This is a genomic window from Janibacter hoylei PVAS-1 (genome assembly GCF_004025845.1).
Taxonomy (GTDB): Bacteria; Actinomycetota; Actinomycetes; order Actinomycetales; family Dermatophilaceae; genus Janibacter; species Janibacter hoylei.
In genome coordinates this window covers 45189-64341 of sequence record NZ_PIPF01000005.1, presented here as the reverse complement: position 1 = coordinate 64341, position 19153 = coordinate 45189, and the positions used below count along the sequence as shown (strand labels likewise).

Annotated in this window: 16 protein-coding genes; 11 read left to right on the top strand and 5 right to left on the bottom strand. The window is 69.7% G+C overall.

Features of this window, described 5'->3' with window-relative positions; translation table 11 throughout:
• Nucleotides 1–6 precede the first annotated feature (6 nt).
• The 3 genes from CWN80_RS05495 (at nucleotide 7) to CWN80_RS05485 (ending at nucleotide 5092) form a co-directional block, all read left to right on the top strand.
• On the top strand, nucleotides 7–486 hold the full coding sequence (locus CWN80_RS05495; RefSeq protein WP_007926358.1) for a hypothetical protein: 480 nt from the start codon (nucleotides 7–9) through the stop codon (nucleotides 484–486).
• Nucleotides 487–608: 122 nt separating this feature from the next.
• Nucleotides 609–1712 carry a Fic family protein gene (locus tag CWN80_RS05490; protein ID WP_040880999.1) on the top strand — a complete coding sequence of 368 codons (1104 nt, stop codon included), beginning with the start codon at nucleotides 609–611 and terminating at the stop codon, nucleotides 1710–1712.
• Entirely contained in the window at nucleotides 1709–5092 is a 3384-nt protein-coding gene (locus tag CWN80_RS05485; protein ID WP_007926353.1) for a DEAD/DEAH box helicase family protein, read from the top strand. Before CWN80_RS05490 ends, CWN80_RS05485 begins: the two co-directional genes overlap by 4 nt.
• Nucleotides 5093–5122: 30 nt before the next feature.
• Here the strand turns inward: CWN80_RS05485 and CWN80_RS05480 are convergent, their stop codons facing one another.
• Nucleotides 5123–5956: a hypothetical protein gene (locus tag CWN80_RS05480; protein ID WP_128276999.1), complete on the bottom strand. Its 834-nt coding sequence runs from the start codon at nucleotides 5954–5956 to the stop codon at nucleotides 5123–5125.
• Between the two features lie 73 nt (nucleotides 5957–6029).
• Between CWN80_RS05480 and CWN80_RS05475 the strand changes: the two genes are divergently transcribed.
• Complete coding sequence (locus tag CWN80_RS05475) at nucleotides 6030–6440, top strand: DUF1801 domain-containing protein (protein WP_007928533.1); 411 nt, start codon at nucleotides 6030–6032, stop codon at nucleotides 6438–6440.
• Nucleotides 6437–7000 carry a GNAT family N-acetyltransferase gene (locus CWN80_RS05470; RefSeq protein ID WP_007928531.1) on the top strand — a complete coding sequence of 188 codons (564 nt, stop codon included), beginning with the start codon at nucleotides 6437–6439 and terminating at the stop codon, nucleotides 6998–7000. The genes CWN80_RS05475 and CWN80_RS05470 overlap by 4 nt, the downstream gene beginning before the upstream one ends.
• A gap of 13 nt (nucleotides 7001–7013) precedes the next feature.
• Here the strand turns inward: CWN80_RS05470 and CWN80_RS05465 are convergent, their stop codons facing one another.
• Nucleotides 7014–7916 carry a LysR family transcriptional regulator gene (locus tag CWN80_RS05465; protein WP_007928529.1) on the bottom strand — a complete coding sequence of 301 codons (903 nt, stop codon included), beginning with the start codon at nucleotides 7914–7916 and terminating at the stop codon, nucleotides 7014–7016.
• Nucleotides 7917–8009: 93 nt separating this feature from the next.
• Between CWN80_RS05465 and CWN80_RS05460 the strand changes: the two genes are divergently transcribed.
• The gene (locus CWN80_RS05460; RefSeq protein WP_040881435.1) at nucleotides 8010–8246 is read left to right on the top strand and encodes a hypothetical protein; all 237 of its coding nucleotides are present in this window, start codon (nucleotides 8010–8012) and stop codon (nucleotides 8244–8246) included.
• 101 nt (nucleotides 8247–8347) lie between these two features.
• On the opposite strand, the gene ppdK is transcribed toward CWN80_RS05460, so the two are convergent.
• The 3 genes from ppdK to CWN80_RS05445 all read right to left on the bottom strand — a co-directional run bounded on the left by ppdK (nucleotide 8348) and on the right by CWN80_RS05445 (nucleotide 12908).
• Nucleotides 8348–11065, bottom strand: a complete 2718-nt coding sequence (ppdK, locus tag CWN80_RS05455; protein ID WP_040881433.1) for a pyruvate, phosphate dikinase — start codon at nucleotides 11063–11065, stop codon at nucleotides 8348–8350.
• Between the two features lie 109 nt (nucleotides 11066–11174).
• Nucleotides 11175–11663, bottom strand: a complete 489-nt coding sequence (locus CWN80_RS05450; protein WP_007928523.1) for a GNAT family N-acetyltransferase — start codon at nucleotides 11661–11663, stop codon at nucleotides 11175–11177.
• An 87-nt stretch (nucleotides 11664–11750) separates the two neighbouring features.
• Complete coding sequence (locus CWN80_RS05445; RefSeq protein WP_007928521.1) at nucleotides 11751–12908, bottom strand: MFS transporter; 1158 nt, start codon at nucleotides 12906–12908, stop codon at nucleotides 11751–11753.
• A 153-nt stretch (nucleotides 12909–13061) separates the two neighbouring features.
• On the opposite strand from CWN80_RS05445, the gene CWN80_RS05440 reads away from it, so the two are divergent.
• The 5 genes from CWN80_RS05440 (at nucleotide 13062) to CWN80_RS05420 (ending at nucleotide 19087) form a co-directional block, all read left to right on the top strand.
• Nucleotides 13062–15581, top strand: coding sequence for an MMPL family transporter (locus tag CWN80_RS05440; RefSeq protein WP_007928519.1), 2520 nt, complete (start codon nucleotides 13062–13064; stop codon nucleotides 15579–15581).
• A gap of 10 nt (nucleotides 15582–15591) precedes the next feature.
• Entirely contained in the window at nucleotides 15592–16065 is a 474-nt protein-coding gene (locus CWN80_RS05435) for an SRPBCC family protein (protein ID WP_007928515.1), read from the top strand.
• A 270-nt stretch (nucleotides 16066–16335) separates the two neighbouring features.
• Entirely contained in the window at nucleotides 16336–17112 is a 777-nt protein-coding gene (locus CWN80_RS05430) for a hypothetical protein (RefSeq protein ID WP_128276998.1), read from the top strand.
• A gap of 77 nt (nucleotides 17113–17189) precedes the next feature.
• On the top strand, nucleotides 17190–17999 hold the full coding sequence (locus CWN80_RS05425) for a crotonase/enoyl-CoA hydratase family protein (protein ID WP_007928500.1): 810 nt from the start codon (nucleotides 17190–17192) through the stop codon (nucleotides 17997–17999).
• The gene (locus CWN80_RS05420; protein WP_007928499.1) at nucleotides 17996–19087 is read left to right on the top strand and encodes a GNAT family N-acetyltransferase; all 1092 of its coding nucleotides are present in this window, start codon (nucleotides 17996–17998) and stop codon (nucleotides 19085–19087) included. The genes CWN80_RS05425 and CWN80_RS05420 overlap by 4 nt, the downstream gene beginning before the upstream one ends.
• The last annotated feature ends 66 nt before the right edge of the window (nucleotides 19088–19153 follow it).

The window sequence follows — 19153 nt, the reverse complement described above, 5'->3', positions numbered from 1 at the left end:
GCACTGATGGAGGTTGTTGGGGCTGGGCGCGTTCGGGTCACCTTCGGCGAGCATCACCGGGGGTGCGCTGTCGGCGACATCCGGGTGGGCTCTGTCGAGGATGCGCCTCTCATCCACCAGTTGGCCAAGGACTTCAAGGCGGAAGTCGGTGAGGGCGCCGACGTCCACCTCCAGATCTGGGCCGGACCATTCGAGTTGATGGTGGCTGTTCGTGATCTGCTGGCGGCTTCGGGGGCCGCTGCGGGGGGCATCGCCGCCCTACTGACGGCCCTCAAGCGCAGGCACCCGCACTACGACATCGAAGTCCACCCCGATGAGCAGACCACGGTGAAGATCACGGGACACGAGTTGCCACCCGAGTTGGCCGAGCAGGTGAACCGGTACTTCGCGGCCAGGTCAGACGCTTCGGACCTGGTGGGGTCTCGGATCGAGGCAGATCCTGACGACACAACTGATCTCGAGTCGGACGCGCCTCACGGAGATTGAGGAGTTGAGGCGCGAGCCTTTTCCTTGGGCGTGAGGAAGGTCGGGGTCCACACGATCTGGGAACATGTAAAAGATTCCGCGAAACCTTTACATGTTCCACGTGACATGTCAGGTTATGTGACATGACGAGATGGCGGGCGGAACGGCCCTTCAACGAGTTGCCGCCACCACCGACTGCCGATGTCCTGGAGACCAAGGCGGTGCTCAAGGCGGCGATCGGTGCACGCGCCGCGATCGCTCAGCTGGACCAGGCGAGCCGCGCCATGCCCAACCCTGGGGTGCTGATCAACACGATCCCGCTGCTCGAGGCGCAGGCCAGCTCCGAGATCGAAAATGTCGTGACGACGTCGGACGACCTCTTCCGGCACATGGACGATGACGACTCCTCGACCGACCCCGCGGTCCGCGAGACCCTGCGGTATCGGACTGCGCTGCACGCAGGATTTCAGATGGTGCAGGAGCGAGGGCTCACCGTGCGCACGGCGGAGCGCGTCTGCAGCACCATCCACGCACGGGAGATGAGCATCAGAGCCCTGCCGGGGACCCGCATCGCCAACCCCGCGACCGGTGCCATCGTCTACAGCCCTCCCGAGGGGGCGGACGTCATCCGGGACAAGCTCAGCGAGTGGGAGCGTTTCGTCCACGCGGACGACGGCGTGGACCCGCTGGTGCGCATGGCCGCTGCCCATTACCAGTTCGAGGCGATCCACCCCTTCTCAGATGGCAATGGACGCACCGGGCGGATCCTCAACGTCCTCATGCTCGTCGAGGCTGGTCTCCTGTACCTCCCGGTCCTCTACCTCTCCCGGTACATCATCCAGACCAAGGACGACTACTACCGCCTCCTACGTGAGGTCACGAGCGACGGCAATTGGGAGGAATGGATCCTCTACCTCCTGACTGGAGTGGAGCGGACGTCCGCGGCAACCGTCGCCAAGATCGGTGCCACCCGAGAGCTTCAGGCCGACTTCGCTCGCCGGGCGCGCGCGGCCTCCAAGGGTGGGGCCGACGCCGAGTTCCTCGCGGTGCTCTTCGAGCAGCCTTACTGTCGCATCGCCACCGTGATCGACCGGTGTGGCGTGTCCCGACCGACAGCCACCCGTTGGTTGTCCGAGCTGGCTGTCGCCGGGCTGCTGGATGATCACAAGGTGGGCCGTGACCGGCTCTTCATCAACCGTGAGTTCCTCACGCTGTTGCTCAGCGACCAGGGGGAAGGGGACCAGTGACCAACTTCGCCTTCATCAAGGCCACGTGGCCGGCCATCCACGCCAACTGCCACCACGCCGAGTCGTACCTGACGACCGACCCGCGCACCGCGTGCTTCTACGCGCGGCGGGCAGTCGAAGAGCTGGTCGGGCACCTCTACGACCTGATGTCCCTGCCCATGCCCTACAAGGACGACCTCGCGGCCCGCGCCAACGACCCGGCCTTCAAGGCGAAGACCGGCCCGGCCATCACCCAGAAGCTCAACCTCATCCGCAAGCTCGGCAACACCGCCGTCCACGACGCCGGCGACGTCCCGGCAAGTGACGCGATGACCTCCCTTCGCGAGCTGCACCACGTCGTCATCTGGGCCGCCTTCCGCTACTCGACCACCCCCGACGACGTCCCGACCGATAGCCACTTCGACCCCGCCCTCGCGCAGAAATCGGCGCCGCTCTCCCGCGACGAGCTCGTCAAGCTCGCGGCGAAGATCAAGGCGTCCGACGAGGCGCATGCCGCCGAGCTCGCCGCCAAGGACGAGCTCGCCGCAGCCCAAGCGGCTGAGATCGAGGAGCTCAAGGCGCAGGTGGCCGCGGCCCAGGCCGCCAAGACCCAGACGGTCGACGACCACGACTACGACGAGGCGCGCACCCGCCGCGACATCATCGACCAGATGCTCCACGAGGCCGGCTGGCCGCTGGCTGACCCGCAGGACCGCGAGTACGAGGTCAGCGGCATGCCCAACTCGAGCGGCGTCGGGTACGTCGACTACGTCCTCTGGGGCGCCGATGGTCTGCCGCTCGCCGTCGTCGAGGCCAAGCGCACGACCAAGGACGCCGCCATCGGGCAGCAGCAGGCCAAGCTCTACGCCGACTGCCTCGAGGCGACCTGCGGCCGCCGCCCGGTGATCCTCTACACCAACGGCCACGAGCAGTGGCTCTGGGACGACGCCGCCGGCTACCCGGCTCGCAAGATCAGCGGCTACCTGACCCGCGACGAGCTGGAGCTCATGATCGCGCGGCGCAGCACGCGCCGGCCGCTCGCCACCGAGCCGATCAACACCGAGATCGCAGGCCGCCCCTATCAGGCGCGAGCGATCAAGGCCGTGGGCGCGGCCTTCGACGGCAAGCAGCGCGAAGCCCTGCTCGTCATGGCCACCGGCTCCGGCAAGACCCGCACGACGATTGCCCTCGTGCAGCAGCTCATGGCGGCCGGCTGGGTCAAGCGCGTGCTCTTCCTCGCCGACCGCACCGCCCTCGTCAACCAGGCCGCGCGCGCCTTCACCGAGCACCTCCCGGAGGTCGCGACGGTCAACCTCGTGACCGAGCGAAGGGGGGAGGGCCGGGTCTACGTCTCCACCTACCCGACGATGATGAACCTCATCAACGAGCTGAGCGACGACCCCGACCCGAGCACGGTCAAGCGGACCTTCGGCCCCGGTTACTTCGACCTGGTCGTCATCGACGAGGCGCACCGGTCGGTCTACGCCAAGTACGGCGCGATCTTCGACTGGTTCGACGGCCTGCTCGTCGGGTTGACCGCCACGCCCAAGGACGAGGTCGACCACAACACCTACCGGCTCTTCCAGCTCGAGGACGGAGTCCCGACCGACGCCTACAGCCTCGACGAGGCCGTGGCCGACGGCTATCTCGTCCCGCCCAAGGGTGTCTCCGTCGGTACGAAGTTCCTTCGTCAGGGCATCCGCTACGTCGACCTGACCGAGGAAGAGCGTGACCGGTGGGACGAGCTCGACTGGGGCGAGGACGGCGCGCCCACCGAGGTCGGCGCCGAGGAGATCAACCGCTTCCTCTTCAATGAGGACACCGTCGACAAAGTGCTCGCCACGCTGATGTCGGACGGGTACAAGGTCGCCGGCGGCGACCGACTGGGCAAGACGATCATCTTCGCCAAGAGTCAGCAGCACGCCGACTTCATCCAGCAGCGCTTCGACATCGCGTGGCCGGAGTACGGCGGGCACTTCGCCCGCACCATCACCCACGGCAGTCCATACGCGCAGAGCCTCATCGATGATTTCGCGACGCCGGGCAAGGCGCCGCACATCGCGATCTCCGTCGACATGCTCGACACCGGCATCGACGTGCCCGAGATCGTCAACCTCGTCTTCTTCAAGGTCGTTCGGTCCAAGAGCAAGTTCTGGCAGATGATCGGGCGCGGCACCCGGCTGTGCCCCGACCTCTACGGTCCCGGGCAGGACAAGCAGGACTTCCTCGTCTTCGACTTCTGCGGCAACCTCGAGTTCTTCCAACAGGACCTGCCGGGCAGCGAGGGCTCGATCCAGAAGTCGCTCGCCCAGCGACTCTTCGAGGGTCGCGTCGGCCTGATCACCGCCCTCGACCAGGCGAAGGGGGATTCCTCCCTTCGCGCATCGGCAGCGGATCTCCTGCACCAGGTCGTCGCCGGGATGAACCTCGACAACTTCATCGTCCGCCCGCACCGCGAGTGGGTGGAGCGGTACGCCGAGCGCGGCGCCTGGGACGGTCTGACCGCCGAGGAGGCGGGGCGCGTCGTCGAGGAGCTGGCAGGCCTGCCGTCTGCGAAGCGTGACGACGACGAGGACGCCAAGAGATTCGACCTCGTCGTGCTGCGGCGGCAGCTGGCGGATCTCGAGGGGGACACCGTCCTCGCCGAACGCCTGCGCGAGGTCGTACAGCAGGTCGCTGTGGCCCTGCTCGGCAAGACGGCGATCCCGTCCGTCGCGGCCCGCGCCGAGCTCCTCGAAGACGTCGCGGGCGACGACTGGTGGGTCGACGTGACGCTCCAGATGCTCGAGCAGATGCGCCTGAAGCTGCGGGCCCTCGTGCGGCTGGTGGAGAAGACGAAGCGCAACCCGGTCTACACGGACTTCGCCGACGAGCTCGGGGAGGCGACCGAGGTGCCGTTGCCCGGGACGACGCCGGGGACTGACATGGAGCGCTTCCGCGCGAAGGCGAGTGCCTACCTGCGCGCCCACGAGAGCAACATCGCCCTGCAGCGACTGCGGCGCAACCGGCAGCTGACCGAGGGTGACCTCAGCGCGCTCGAGGAGATGCTCTTGGAGAGCGGCGCCGGGGCTGCCGCGGACGTCGAGCGGGCGGCTGAGGAGGCGCACGGTCTCGGGCTCTTCGTGAGGTCGCTCGTCGGGCTGGACCGCGAGGCGGCCAAGGAAGCCTTCGGTGGCTACCTCGACGGGGCAAGGTTCGACGTCCATCAGGTGCGCTTCGTCGAGCTGATCGTCGACGAGCTGACGCTCAACGGCGTCATGCAGCCTGGCCGGCTTTACGAGTCGCCGTACACCGACCATGCGCCGACCGGTCCTGACGACCTCTTCGACGAGAACGCAGTTGATGACATCGTCGAGATCCTGCGTGACGTTGAGTCGCGGGCTCAGCCGATGGGGGCGTAGCCCTCAGGCGGCCAGATCCAGGTGCTGGCATCAGCCCCGTCGACTGCTGGAACGTGACACCTGAGGCAGCCGCACCCGCTTGGGCTTGGGCATGGTCACAGGCGGCCCCTGCTCAAGAACTTCGCCGAGGCGATCCACCATCGAGGCGTTCGGCCAGTCCGGGTGCGCTTCGAGCACGTGGCGGATGCCGCTAGCGAGTTGTTCTCGTGTCAGGGCGTCGATGGGCACGGCAAGGTGGGCGCTCGGAGCGCCATCTTCGATGCGTGCCGACCTGAGGGTGCGCAACTGCTCGTCGGCGTAGGCCTGCGCCACCAGCGCCGAGATAAACCGCTCGCGCGCCTCTTCCGAGGCCATCCCGGATCTGTAGACCTCCACCGCATTCGAAGCCTGGGCGGAATCCACGATGGGCACGCCGATGACGATGTCTGAGGCAGTGCTGGTCATCTCTGTAGGGGCGCCACTATCCGCACCGCCCTCGGTCCGCTTCTTGGGCATCAACCGACGCGCTACACGCCGCAGCGCTTCACGGCCGCGTGTCTCCCACCAGCGGACGATGTGCGGCGAAGCTTGTCGCGCTGCGTACACGGCGCCGAGCATGAGGAGCGCGGCGGCGAGCTCCGCGCGCAGGTTTCCTGCAGGGTCCTCGGCTGGAGAGTCATCGAAGAAGACGGGCTCTGACGTGTCGAGATCTTCCTTGTCAGCCGGCCTCATCGTCGCTTGGCCCTGAAGGTCGTTGGTGTCGTCCGACCGGGCGAGTGGGCTGTAGCTGCCCGGATCGGTGTGTGACTGTGACAGATGGGTGTTCTGCGGCCGGCGAACCCACATGAGTTCCTCGATCATGTCAGGCCATTCGTCGCTGGTCATGCTGGGCACAGTAGCGGGCGCGGCAGACATCGAGCGGGCCCGGATCGTTGGTCCAACGCCCTACGCTCGCCCCATGTCCAGCGACCGCAAGACCAAGCCCACCGACACCTCCCCCGACGAGGTGCTCAGGGCCGTGGCCGACGAGCGCCGCCGCGTGGACGCGCAGGCCGCGCTCGACCTCATGCGCGAGGTCTCCGGGGCCGAGCCGGTCGTGTGGGGCCCGTCGATGATTGGCTTCGGGGACCAGCCGTACACGACGGCGGACGGCAGGGAGCACCAGTGGTTCCGCATCGGGCTCGCGCCGCGCAAGGCAGCGCTGACGCTCTACGGACTGACCTTCTACGGGTCCAACGAGGACCTGCTCGACCGGCTCGGGAAGCACACCACCGGCAAGGGCTGCGTCTACATCAAGCGATTGGAGGACGTCGACGCCGACGTCCTGCGCGAGCTCGTCGAGCGCTCCTGGGCGGGGTCCGGCGAGTGAAGGTAGCCGACCTCGCCTGGCCACGACAGGCCGGGCCACTCTCCCTTCGCCCGCCGACACCGGACGACATCGCGCAGGCACTCACCTGGCGCAACCGCCCCGAGGTCACGCGATGGCTGCTGCTGACGACCGTCGACCCGCAGGCGTACACGCGCAGCTGGCTCGAGGACGACCCCGACAGCCTCGGCGTGGCCGCGCACGTCGACGGTCAGCTCGTGGGGACCGGCTCGCTGTCCATCGGGGACGCCATGGGCCAGGTCCACGACGGCGACGGCACCTGGAGCCGGGCGCAGGGCAGCCTCGGCTATACCATCGATCCCGCGCACGCCGGTCGCGGCCACGGCACGCACCTGGCGTGCGGCCTGCTGTCGATCGCCTTCGACGATCTCGGGCTGCACCGGGTGACCGCCGGCTGCTTCGCCGACAACACCCCGTCGTGGCGGGTCATGGAGCGCATCGGCATGCGCAGGGAGCAGCACGGCGTCAAGGACTCGTGGCACGCCGAGCTCGGGTGGGTCGACGGCTACACCTACGGGATCCTGCGCGAGGAGTGGACCTGAGGCGAAGGGGGCGTCACCGCCGCCGGGCAGAGGCGGCGGCGATCTGCTCGAGCAGGTCGACCGCGAGCTTCGCCGCCTCGTTGGACCGGGCCACGGGCGCGGTGAGGGCGACGATGTCGCGCACCGGGTTGGGGTTGGTCAGGCGCAGCCGCCGCACCGTCTTGGGGATCGTGCGGCTCGCCAGGTCGGGCAGCACGGTGATGCCCACACCCGCCGCGACGAAGGCCGTGGCCGTGTAGTGGTCCTGCGCCTCGACGGTGTATCGGGGTCGGAACCCCGCTGCGCGGCAGGCCCGGTCGACCATCTCCTGGGTGATACCGGCGGAGATGTCGTTGCTGATCCACGAGTCCTCGGCGAGCTCGGCCATCTCGACCCGGCGGCGACCGGCGAGCCGGTGGTCGGCGGGGACCAGCGCGACGAAGTGGTCGGTCATGAGCGGCGTGACGATGTAGCCGGGTCGGATCGAGGTCGTCGGGTCGTCCGGTACGACGTCGATGTCGACGGGCGGCGCCTCGCCCGGCGGGTAGCCCTCGGTGAGGACCATCTGCAGGGTGAGCTCGGGCATCGTGGCCTGCAGCCGCTTGGCCAGCTGCGGCATCCACCGGTACCCGGCCGAGGCGAAGTACCCGATGGACAGCGCGCCGGTGCTCCCTTCGCGCAGGTCGTCGACGACGGCGTCGACCCGCTTGAGCTCGGTCATGAGGCGCTCGGACTCTGCGGCGAGCGTGTGGGCGGCGGGTGTGGGCTCGATCCCCCGCCCGTGGCGGGTGAAGAGTGTGAGCCCCGTCTCCTTTTGCAGTGCGGCGATCTGCTGACTCACCGCAGACGGCGAGTAGCCGAGGTGGCCCGCGGCCGCGTTGACGGAGCCGGACGCCATGACGGACAGGAAGATCCGCAGGCGGTGGGCGTCGACCATAACCCCGAGCGTATTCGATGATGAAGCAAAACTGCACAAACATCCGAAAAACTGAATTGGATAAGAATAGTTGAAGCGACCAACATCGTGGTCATGGAGAAGCTCTGGATGACCTACATCAACGCCCTGCGTCCCGCCGCCAACCGCCACTGGGGTGCCGGCCCGGACTCCGACCACACCCGCATGGCCGCGGAGCTCGCCGCCATGTCCCAGGACGAAAACATCACCAAGCGCGACCAGATCTCCTCGGCGACCTCCGGTCCCGAGTACCACGCGCCCTACGACCACCGGATGAGCGACCGCTTCCAGCCGATCCTCTCCACCCGTTGACCGTCCGCGACGTGCCCGTCCGGGGGTGATTCCAGCCCGGACGTGACGAAGGCCCCGCGCCGTGTGGTGCGGGGCCTTCGTCGTGCCCGGACGAGGTCCGGTCAGCGCGTACCGACGTCGTCGGTGAGCACGACCGCCCGGCCCGCCTCGAGCCGCGCCACGGGGACGCGGAAGGGGGAGCAGCTCACGTAGTCGAGACCGGCCTCGTGGAAGAAGTGGATCGACTCCGGGTCGCCGCCGTGCTCGCCGCAGACGCCGGTCTTGAGCCCCGGCTGGGTGGCGCGGCCCTTGTCGACGCCCGTGCGCACGAGCTCGCCGACGCCGAGGGCGTCGAGGGTCTCGAAGGGGGAGATCGTCAGGACCCCGTTTTCGAGGTACTTCGGGAAGAAGGCCGTCTCCACGTCGTCGCGGGAGAAGCCCCACGTCGTCTGGGTCAGGTCGTTGGTGCCGAAGGAAAAGAAGTCGGCGGTCTGCGCGATGCGGTTGGCTGTGAGGGCCGCACGCGGCAGCTCGATCATGCAACCGATCGGGATCTCGATCGACTGGTTGTGGGCCTCGGCGACCTCGGTGATGATCTCCTCCGCCTGGCGGCGCACGATGACCAGCTCACGGTTGGACCCGATGAGCGGGACCATGATCTCCGGCTGCGGGTCCTGACCCGCCTCGCGCAGGCGCACGACGGCCTCGGCGATGGCCCGGATCTGCAGGCCGAAGAGGCCGGGGATCTTCAGCCCGAGGCGCACCCCGCGCAGGCCGAGCATCGGGTTGGACTCGTGGATCGAGCGGACGGCGTCGCGCAGCGCACGGGCCCGGTCGACCTCGGGGCCGCTCTCGCCGCGCTCCTCGGCCAGCGCCACCTCGACGGTCAGGTCGGTGAGGTCGGGGAGGAACTCGTGCAGCGGCGGGTCGATGAGCCGGATCGTCGTCGGCAGCCCGTCCATCGCGGTGAGCAGGTCGGAGAAGTCCTCGACCTGGGCCGGCAGCAGCTCGGCGAGCGCCGCATCACGCTCCTCATCGGTCTCGGCGAGCACGACCCGCTCGATCTGCTGACGTCGCTCGCCGAGGAACTGGTGCTCCGTGCGGCACAGGCCGATGCCCTCGGCGCCGCGGTCGCGGGCGCGCTGGGCGTCCTCGCCGGTGTCGGCATTGGCCCGCACCCGCAGCCGGCGGCGGGCGTCGGCGTGGGTGAGCACGCGGTCGACCGCCTCGAGCAGCTCGGTGGTCTCGTCCCCGTCGGACGCGGCGCGGGCGGTCTCGAGGCCCTCGGAGATGTAGGTCATGACGGGGGAGTCGACGACGTGCACGTCACCGAGGAAGACCTCACCGGTCTTGCCGTCGATGGCGATGGTGTCGCCCTCGCGGACGACGTGCTCGCCGACCCGGATCTCCTTGCTCGCCACGTCGACGACGAGGTCCTCCGCGCCGACGACCGCGCACTTGCCCATGCCGCGGGCGACGACGGCCGCGTGCGAGGTCTTGCCGCCGCGCGCGGTGAGGATGCCGGCGGCGGCGATCATGCCGGGCAGGTCCTCGGGGGAGGTCTCGCGACGCACGAGGATCACCGAGCTGCCCTCGGCCTGCTTGGCCTCGGCGCTCGCGTTGTCGAAGGCGACGGCCCCGACGGCCGCACCAGGGGAGGCGCCCATGCCGGTGGCGATGAGGGTGCGCTCGGCCTCGCGGTCGAACTGCGGGAAGAGCAGCTGGCTCAGCTGCTCGCCGGTGACCCGCTCGAGGGCCTCGTCCATCGTGATGAGCGCCTCGTCGACGAGCTGGGTCGCGATGCGGAAGGCGGCACCGGCGGTGCGCTTGCCGACGCGGGTCTGCAGCATCCACAGCCGGCCGCGCTCGATGGTGAACTCGATGTCGCACAGGTCGCGGTAGTGCGTCTCGAGGCGGCGCATCGCGGTGCGCAGCTCCTTGTAGGCGTCCGGGTCGCGCTGCTCGAGGTCGGTGAGCGCGAGCGTGTTGCGGATGCCCGCGACGACGTCCTCGCCCTGGGCATTGGGCAGGTAGTCGCCGTAGACACCGGAGTGGCCGGAGGAGGGGTCGCGGGTGAAGCACACGCCCGTGCCGGAGGTCTCGCCGAGGTTGCCGAAGACCATCGCCTGCACGTTGACCGCGGTGCCCAGGTCGTCGGCGATGCGCTCGCGGCGACGGTAGAGCTGGGCGCGCTCGGTGTTCCAGCTGCGGAAGACCGCCTCGATGGCCATGTCCACCTGACGGCGCGGCGTCTGCGGGAAGGGGTGGCCCGTCTCGTCGAGGACGATCTGCTTGAACTCGGCGACGACCTGCTTGAGGTGGTCGGCGGTCAGGTCGACGTCGGCCTGAACGCCGGCCTGCTCCTTGTGCGCGTCGAGGACGTCGCTGAAGCGCTCGGAGTCGATGTCGAGCACCGTCTTGCCGAACATCTGGATGAGCCGGCGGTAGGAGTCCCACGCGAAGCGCTCGTCACCGGCGAAGGAGGCGAGGGAGTGGACGGTGTCGTCGTTGAGGCCGACGTTGAGCACCGTCTCCATCATGCCGGGCATGGAGAACTTCGCGCCGGAGCGCACCGAGAGCAGGAGCGGCTCCTCGGAGTCGCCGAGGGTGCGGCCGATGAGGTCCTCGACGTCACGCAGTCGCTGGGTGACCTCGACGCGCACCTCCGGGGGCACCCGCCCCTCGGAGAGGTAGGCGCGGCAGGCCTCCGTCGTGATCGTGAAGCCGGGAGGGACGGGCAGGCCCAGCTTGACCATCTCGGCGAGGTTGGCCCCCTTGCCGCCGAGGAGGTCCTTCTGGTCGCGATCGCCCTCGCTGAACATGTGGACGTACTGAATCACGGGTGTGCCTTCCCAAACGCGTGCGCGGAACCAGCCCACTATGGCAGGCGTCACCCCCGCGGAGCACGGTCGGTTCCGCACACGGGGCGAAGGGGGTCCCCCGCACCTCTCAGAGGTCGAGGCCGGCGCCGTCGAGCCGGTAGGTCTCCCACTCGGTCTGCGGCTGCGCGCCGAGCGACTCGTAGAAGGCGATGGACGGTGCATTCCACCGCAGGACCGTCCACTCCAGGCGACGGTAGCCGCGCTCGCGGCACTCCGCGGCCAGCTCGGCGATGAGCTCCTTGCCCAGGCCGGAGCCCCGGTGCCGCGGCTCGACGTAGAGGTCCTCGAGGTGGATCCCGTTCTTCCCCGTCCACGTCGAGAAGGTGAGGTACCAGAGGGCGAGCCCCACGACGCGACGCTCCTTGCCCTCGCCGGCCTCGGCGACGTGGCAGTGGGCGGTGGGCTCCCCCTTCGCCGGGAAGAGCGCCTGCACGAAGTCCTCCTCGGTTGTCTCGACGGCGTCGGGCTCCTTTTCGTACGCGGCGAGCTCGCGGACCAGGCGGAGGATCTCGGGGACGTCGGCGGGGACGGCGCGCCGGATGTCGGGGTGGCTCATGGGCCCGACGATATGCCCTCGGTCCCTGCCCTTCGAGACGCTGCGGCCGACGACCGCCTCGCTCCTCGGGGACCGGAGGGCGAAGGGTCAGTCCAGGGTGGTGCGGCCGCGGTGGATGCGAAGGGAGAGCAGCAGCACCACGAGGCCGGCCGCAGACAGGCCGGCGCCGACGAGCGAGGGCGCCTGCCACCCCCACCCGGCGGAGAGCACGAGCCCGCCAAGCCAGGCGCCGAGGGCGTTGGCGACGTTGAGGGCGGCGTGGTTGCCGGCGGCGCCGAGGGTGCGGGCGCGTCCGGCAACCTCCATGAGCCGCAGCTGGAGGGCGAGGACGAAGGCCGAGACGGAGATGCACACGAGGAGCAGGACGACGCCGGCCGGGACCGCCCAGTTGGCGGCCCAGGCGAAGAGGGCGAGGCTGGCCCCGGTCGCAATCGTCGACCCGACGAGCGTGCGCAGCACCGACAGGTCGACGAGTCGCCCGGCGATCATCGTGCCGAGCAGGCCACCGACGCCGTAGACGAAGAGGTAGATCGGCACCGCGTCGGCGGGCAGGCCGGTCTGGTTGCGCAGGATCGGCGAGATGTAGGAGTACATCGCAAAGACGCCGCCGAAGCCCACCGACCCGATGAGCAGTGTGAGCCAGACCTGCGAGTCGGCGAAGGCGGACAGCTCGCTGCGCACGTCGGCCTCGGTGTCGGCGGGCTGGTGCGGGACGAGGATGCTGACGAGCACGGCGGTGAGGACACCGATCGCGGCGACGAGCCAGTACGCGGAGCGCCAGCCGGCCTGCTGGCCCAGCCAGGTCGCGAGTGGGACGCCGGCGACGTTGGCGATGGGGATGCCGAGCATGATCCGGCTGACCGCCCAGCCGCCGCGCCCCGGCGCGACGATGTCGAAGGCGACGATCGAGGCGATGCCGAAGAAGGCGCCGTGCGGGATGCCGGCGACGAAGCGGGCGAGCATGAGCACCTCGTAGCCGGTGGCCATCGCGCTCAGCACGTTGCCCAGGGCGAAGAGGACCATGAGGCCGACGAGCAGCTCACGGCGGGGGAGCCGGTTGCCGAAGATCGCGATCGTCGGTGCGCCGACGACGACGCCGAGCGCGTACGCCGAGATCGTGTGCCCGGCCTGTGGGATCGTTGTCCCGATACCCCCGGCGATCTCCGGGAGCAGTCCCATCGTCACGAATTCGGTGACGCCGATGCCGACGCCCCCGAGCACCAGGGCGGCGAGGGCCGTCCCCACCCGACCATCGGTGGACGATCGTGCAACCGTGGGGGGCGAAGGGAGATTCACCGATCCATTCTCTCCCACCGTTTGACCTCTCAACGACATTGCCTCTACATTTGTAGATGACTGTTCTACGGAAGTAGAAGAATCGATCAGGAGATCACTCGCATGGCACTTCGCCTCTACCGCCTCGGCCGCTGGTGCGCCACCCACGCCAAGAGCGTGCTCGCGGCCTGGCTCGTCGTCCTCGTGCTGGCCGGATCCGGCGCCGCCGCCTTCGGTCGCCCCCTGACCAACGAGGTGTCGGTGCCCGGGAGCGAGTTCGAGGAGGTGCTGGACAACCTGCAGACCGAGATCCCCGACGCAGCAGGCGGCTTCGGCACGGTGGTGCTCCACACCGAGGACGGCGCATTCACCTCCGAGCAGCGCAAGGCGATCGACAAGGTCTACGGCGAGTGGGAGGACCAGCCGAGCGTCAAGCGGGTCATCAACCCCTTCGACAACCAGCGGACCCTCGACGACTCGCGCACCGACCTGACGAAGGCGAAGAAGGACCTCGACAAGGGCCAGAAGGACCTCGACAAGGCCTGGGTCAAGATCTCCAAGGCCCAGGGCCAGCTCGACTACGGCAACGCGTGGATCGACTACTTCGAGAAGAACGACCCCGACAGCCCGCACCTCGCCGAGATCCGCCAGCAGGTCAAGGACGGCGAGAAGGAGATGGCCAAGGCCAAGAAGGACTACGCCAAGGGGGAGCGCAAGCTCAAGACCGGCCGGACCCAGTACGACGCCGGCACGATCGTCTCCGACGGCGCCGCGGACTCCCGATTTGTCACCGACAACGGCTACGCACTGACCCAGATCCAGTTCGACACCAACACCAACTCCGTCGACCCCGAGGTCAAGGAGGCGATCGTCGAGATCGGCAAGCAGCTCGAGGACGCCGGGATCCAGACGCAGTACAGCGTCGAGATCACCCAGGAAAACACCCTCGTCGGCCCGGGTGAGGTCGTCGGCCTGCTCATCGCCGCCATGGTGCTCACACTCGCCCTCGGCTCGCTCGTCGCCGCCGGACTGCCGATCTCCGGTGCCCTCCTCGGCGTCGGCGTCGGCCTCGCCGGAGCCATGGCCGCGACCCACTTCTTCGACATGCACGCGATGACCCCGGCGCTCGCGCTCATGCTCGGCCTCGCCGTCGGCATCGACTACGCGCTCTTCATCGTCAACCGGCATCGCACCCAGCTGCTCGACGGGCGCGAGATGACCGACTCCATCGCGCACGCCGTCGGCACCGCCGGCAGCGCCGTCGTCGTCGCCGGCACGACCGTCGCCATCGCGCTCACCGCACTCGTCATCACCCCCGTGCCGCTCCTCGGCCAGATGGGTCTCGTCGCCGCCGCGACCGTCGTCGTCGCCGTGTGCGTCGCGCTGACGCTCACCCCGGCCCTGCTCCACGTCATCGGCCGCCGGGTCATCTCGAAGCGCGCGTGGGCCAAGCACGCCGCCCGGCCCGACACCGACCAGGTCTTCGGCTCGCGCTACGTCGGCGGCGTGACGAAGCGCCCCGCGCTCGTCGTGCTCGCCGTCATCGCCCTCTGCGGGATCATCGCGGTGCCGGCGCTCTCCCTTCGCCTCGGGCTGCCGGACGGGTCGAGCGAGCCGCTCGAGTCCACCGCCCACCAGGCCTACGTCGAGGTCGAGGACAACTTCGGTGCCGGGGCCAACGGTCCGATCATCGCCGTCGCGACCCTGGACGAGCCGGCGGAGGACGAGGACGCCGTCCTCGTCGAGCAGAGCCACCTCGTCAAGCAGCTGCGCACCGTCGGCGGCGTCAAGGCGGTCATCCCCTTCGGGGTCAGTGACGACCGGACCACGCTCGCCTTCCAGGTCATCACCGAAAGCGGCCCGGCGGACAAGGAGACGAGCGACACCGTCCGCCTGCTCAAGGCGAGCGCCGGCCCGATCGGCACGGCGACGCACTCCGAGATCGGCCTCACCGGTCAGACCGTCGCCAACATCGAGATCTCCGAGCAGCTCGCGGCCTCGCTGCCTCCCTACCTGGCGATCGTCATCGGGCTCTCGCTCGTCCTGCTCACCATCGTCTTCCGCAGCATCCTCGTGCCGCTCGTCGCGACCGCCGGCTTCCTGCTGTCCGTCGCCGCGTCCTTCGGTGCCGCCGTCGCGGTGTACCAGTGGGGCTGGCTCGGCTCGCTCCTCGGTGTCGACACCCCGGGGCCGATGCTCAGCTTCATGCCGATCATGCTCATCGGTGTCCTCTTCGGCCTGGCGATGGACTACCAGATGTTCCTCGTGTCCGGGATGAAGGAGGCGCACGCCCACGGCGCCGACGCCCGCTCGGCGGTGCGGCACGGCTTCACCCACGGGGCGAAGGTCGTGCTCGCCGCGGCCCTGATCATGGCGGCGGTCTTCGCGGGCTTCATCTTCGCCCACCTGACGATGATCCGGCCGATCGGCTTCGCGCTCGCCGTCGGCGTCCTCGTCGACGCGCTCCTCGTGCGGATGACCCTCACCCCCGCGGTGATGCACCTGCTCGGCGAGGGCGCCTGGTGGATGCCCCGCTGGCTCGACCGGATCCTGCCGGATCTCGACGTCGAGGGCGCCGCCTTGGAGCGCCCCGGCACGAAGGGGGAGACCGTGGCCACAGCGGAGGGTGCCACCGCCTCGTAGGGTCGGCGGCATGACGACGCAGAACGCCGCACTCCTCGAGGCCACGACCGACATCGCTGCGACCCCGCAGGAGGTGTGGGCGGTCATCACCGACCCGCGCGCCCTCGGCGGACTCTCCGACCAGGTGCTCCGCACCCACGTCGTCGGCACGGCGCCGGTCGGGCTCGGGACGCGGACGATCAACGTCAACCGGCGCGGCCCGCTGCTGTGGCCGACGCGCGCCAAGGTCGTGCGCTTCGAGCCGCACCGCGACTACGCCTTCCGCGTCAAGGACAACGGGACCATCTGGTCCTTCGAGCTGGCGCCCTCCGCGTCCGGCGGCACGACGGTCACGCACCGTCGTGAGGCGCCGCAGGGGACGACGGCCATCTCACGGACGCTGCAGGACAAGGTGCTCGGGGGCGTCGCCGACTTCGACCGTGAGATGGAGGCGGGCATGGCCGTGACGCTCGAGCGGCTCAAGGCGGTCGTCGAGCGCGGCTGACCGACGGGGGTCTGCCCCCGGGTGCGCGCGGGCGAGAACCCCACCGGACATGGGTACTTCTCCCCATCGACCCGGTCTGCGCGGCCCTCATAGATTCATCCGTGTCAGCAGCACAGGGGAGCGGCTGGCACGGCACGGGGCTGCAGGGGGTCTCGGAGCCGACAGCGAGGGCGGGACTCCGCAGGGGGAGTTCCGCCCTCGCTGTGTGTGCTCGGCGCCGCGCGGTGTCGCGTGGTACCGCCGGGGCCCGGATTGTGTGACCATGGCCCCATGACCACACCTCCAGGGGGTCCGAGCGGCCCGAACGTTCCTCCGCCGCCCGGCGGCTCCTTCGGCCAGGGGCCCCAGCACGGCCAGTTCAACCAGCCCTACGGGCAGGGGCAGGGGCAGCCGGCCTACGGCCAGGGTGCACCGCCTCCCGGCCAGGGCTACGGCGGTCCGGGTGCCACCGGTGGCCAGCCCCCGAAGAAGGGGATGAGCGGCGGCATCATCGCGGCCATCATCGGCGGTGTCCTCGTCGTGGTCCTCGCCTGCTGCATCGGTGGCTACTTCGCCTTCGGTGGTAGCGACGACGACGAGAGCAGCTCCTCGTCGACGAGCCAGTCGACCTCGCAGAGCTCCACCGAGTCCTCCACCTCCGAGCCGACGACCGAGTCCTCGACCTCCGAGCCGACGACCGAGTCCTCGACCTCCGAGCCGACGACGAGCTCGAGCAGTTCCAGCGCCGCCGGCGGTGGGGACTTCCCGGCCGAGTTCGACGGGTGGAAGCGCGGCACCACGAGCAACACCAGCGGTCAGAAGACGGCGGTCTACACCAAGGGCAGCGACACGATCTCCGTCGTCTCGAGCTCCTCGGTCAAGCCGTCCGACTTCGAGGCCGTCTGGGACGACGACGAAAAGGTCGGGGACGCCCACTGCGGGACGCTCTCCTCGACGACCCAGTGCGCGGGCGAGAAGGGCGGGACGACCTACCTCGTCACCTCCGCCACCGAGAAGTCCGCCTCCACCGTGGCCGGCATCCTCGAGAAGTACCTCGACGCCGTCTGATCACACCTGCTCCACCGGAAGGGTCCCGTCCTTGGACGGGGGCCTTCCGTCGTCCCGGCCCCGCATAGGGTGGGGGCATGCCTCGGCACATCACGACGACGATCTCGGACGGCATCGCCCACGTGCGGCTCGCTCGCCCGGACAAGCTCAACGCCCTGACGCTGGAGATGCTCGACGACCTCGCGGCCGTCGCCCACGGGTTACGGTCCGACCGTCGGCTGCGCGCCGTCGTCATCTCGGGTGAGGGCGACTCCTTCTGCGCGGGCCTCGACTTCGGCTCGGCGATGAAGAAGCCGTCGGGCATCGTCTCCCGCTTCGTCCCGCGCCCGTGGCGGGGGACCAACACCTTCCAGGAGGCCCCGTGGGCCTTCCGCCGGCTGCCGGTCCCGGTCATCGCGGCCGTCAGCGGTCACTGCCTCGGAGGCGGGCTGCAGATCGCCCTGGCGGCCGACTTCCGGATCACCCACCCTGACGCCACCTGGTCGGTGCTCGAGGGGCGCTGGGGGATCATCCCCGACATGTCCGGGGTGCAGGCTCTCTCCGAGCTCGTGGGCATCGACGTGGCCAAGCAGCTGACGATGACCGCGGACAAGATCACCGGCACCCGCGCCGACGAGCTCGGGCTGGCCACGGAGGTGGCGGACGACCCGGTGGCTGCCGCCCTGGCCCTGGCGGAGCGCCTGGCCACCCGCTCGCCCGACGCGCTCGCGGCGACCAAGCGACTCTTCGACGGGACGTGGCACCGCAGTCCACGCCACACCTTTGCACGGGAGCGAAGGGAGCAGCTCCCCCTGCTCTTCGGCCCCAACGCCGCCCGTGCCCGGGCGGCGAATGCCCGCAAGGCAGAGCCGGAGTTCCTGCCCCGTCAGCGTCGGCTCGTCCCGTGAGCGGCGGCCCCCGGGCCCAGGCGGGCTTCCTCCCGATCGTCCCCGAGGACCTGCCCGAGGGCTGGTCGAGCCGGGCCCCCGACGAGGGCGACGTCGACGAGCTCATCGCGCTCGTCTCGGCCGCGAAGAAGGCGGTCGACGGCTCGGGTGCCGTGGAGAGCGAGCTCATCGCCGGTGAGGCCGTCGGCGAGGGGTCGTGGACCCGTCGCCAGGTCGTCGTCGTCGACCCCGGAGGGGCGATCCGCGTGTGGGCGCGGGTGCACGACCGCGCGGCCGGTCGGTGCAACATCGACCTGACCGCCGACCCGGACCTCGGTCGTGAGGTCGAGCAGACGCTCGCCGCCTCTCTCCTCGCCTGGGCCGAGGCGGTCGCGCTGCGCATCGCGCGTGGCCGCGGCCTCGGCGGGACCCGACTGGACGTGTCGGTCCACGAGGACGACGAGCGGCTGCGCAGCATGCTCGAGCCGGCCGGGTTCACCCGCGCCCGGCGGTGGTTGCAGATGAGCCGCCCCATCGGTCCGGGCGACGCCGATCTCGCCGAGACCCGCGAGGGCGTCGTCGTGCGGCAGGTCGCTCGCCGTGACGACGGGACCCCGGTCGCGGCCGACCTGCAGGCGGTCTACCGGATGATCGAGGAGTCCTTCGCCGACCACTTCAACTCCTACCGCGAGTCCTTCCCCGAGTTCCTGTCGCGGCTGCGTGAGGCCCCGGGGCACCGGTGGGACCACTGGTGGATCGCCGACATCGAGGTCGAGGGCCAGTGGGTGCCCGGCGGTGCCGTCGCCGCGTCCGTCCTGCCCAAGGACAAGCAGGGTCACGAGGGCACGTACATCGACTACATCGGCGTGCACCGGCTCGCCCGTGGGCGGGGCGTCGCGAAGTCGCTGCTCCACGCGGTCATCGCCGACACCGCCCGCCGTGGCCGCAACCGCGTCGCGCTCGAGGTCGACGCCGACAGTCCCACCGGCGCCGACGGCCTCTACGAATCGATGGGCTGGGTCACCCGCTACCGCACCGAGTCGTGGCACCGCGACGTGCGCTTCGAGGGGACCGACGCCCCCGTGCCGCAGGCCCGCCTGGACCAGTAGCCCGACTGCGCATCTCCCTAGGGAAATGCGCACGCAAGGCCGCATTTCCCTAGGGAGATCACCGGA

Coding starts and splice junctions, on each gene's coding strand:
- CWN80_RS05495 (WP_007926358.1), top strand. CDS start 7: ATGGAGGTTGTTGGGGCTGGGCGCGTTCGGGTCACCTTCGGCGAGCAT.
- CWN80_RS05490 (WP_040880999.1), top strand. CDS start 609: ATGACGAGATGGCGGGCGGAACGGCCCTTCAACGAGTTGCCGCCACCA.
- CWN80_RS05480 (WP_128276999.1), bottom strand. CDS start 5,956: ATGACCAGCGACGAATGGCCTGACATGATCGAGGAACTCATGTGGGTT.
- CWN80_RS05475 (WP_007928533.1), top strand. CDS start 6,030: ATGTCCAGCGACCGCAAGACCAAGCCCACCGACACCTCCCCCGACGAG.
- CWN80_RS05465 (WP_007928529.1), bottom strand. CDS start 7,916: ATGGTCGACGCCCACCGCCTGCGGATCTTCCTGTCCGTCATGGCGTCC.
- CWN80_RS05460 (WP_040881435.1), top strand. CDS start 8,010: ATGGAGAAGCTCTGGATGACCTACATCAACGCCCTGCGTCCCGCCGCC.
- CWN80_RS05450 (WP_007928523.1), bottom strand. CDS start 11,663: ATGAGCCACCCCGACATCCGGCGCGCCGTCCCCGCCGACGTCCCCGAG.
- CWN80_RS05440 (WP_007928519.1), top strand. CDS start 13,062: ATGGCACTTCGCCTCTACCGCCTCGGCCGCTGGTGCGCCACCCACGCC.
- CWN80_RS05435 (WP_007928515.1), top strand. CDS start 15,592: ATGACGACGCAGAACGCCGCACTCCTCGAGGCCACGACCGACATCGCT.
- CWN80_RS05430 (WP_128276998.1), top strand. CDS start 16,336: ATGACCACACCTCCAGGGGGTCCGAGCGGCCCGAACGTTCCTCCGCCG.
- CWN80_RS05425 (WP_007928500.1), top strand. CDS start 17,190: ATGCCTCGGCACATCACGACGACGATCTCGGACGGCATCGCCCACGTG.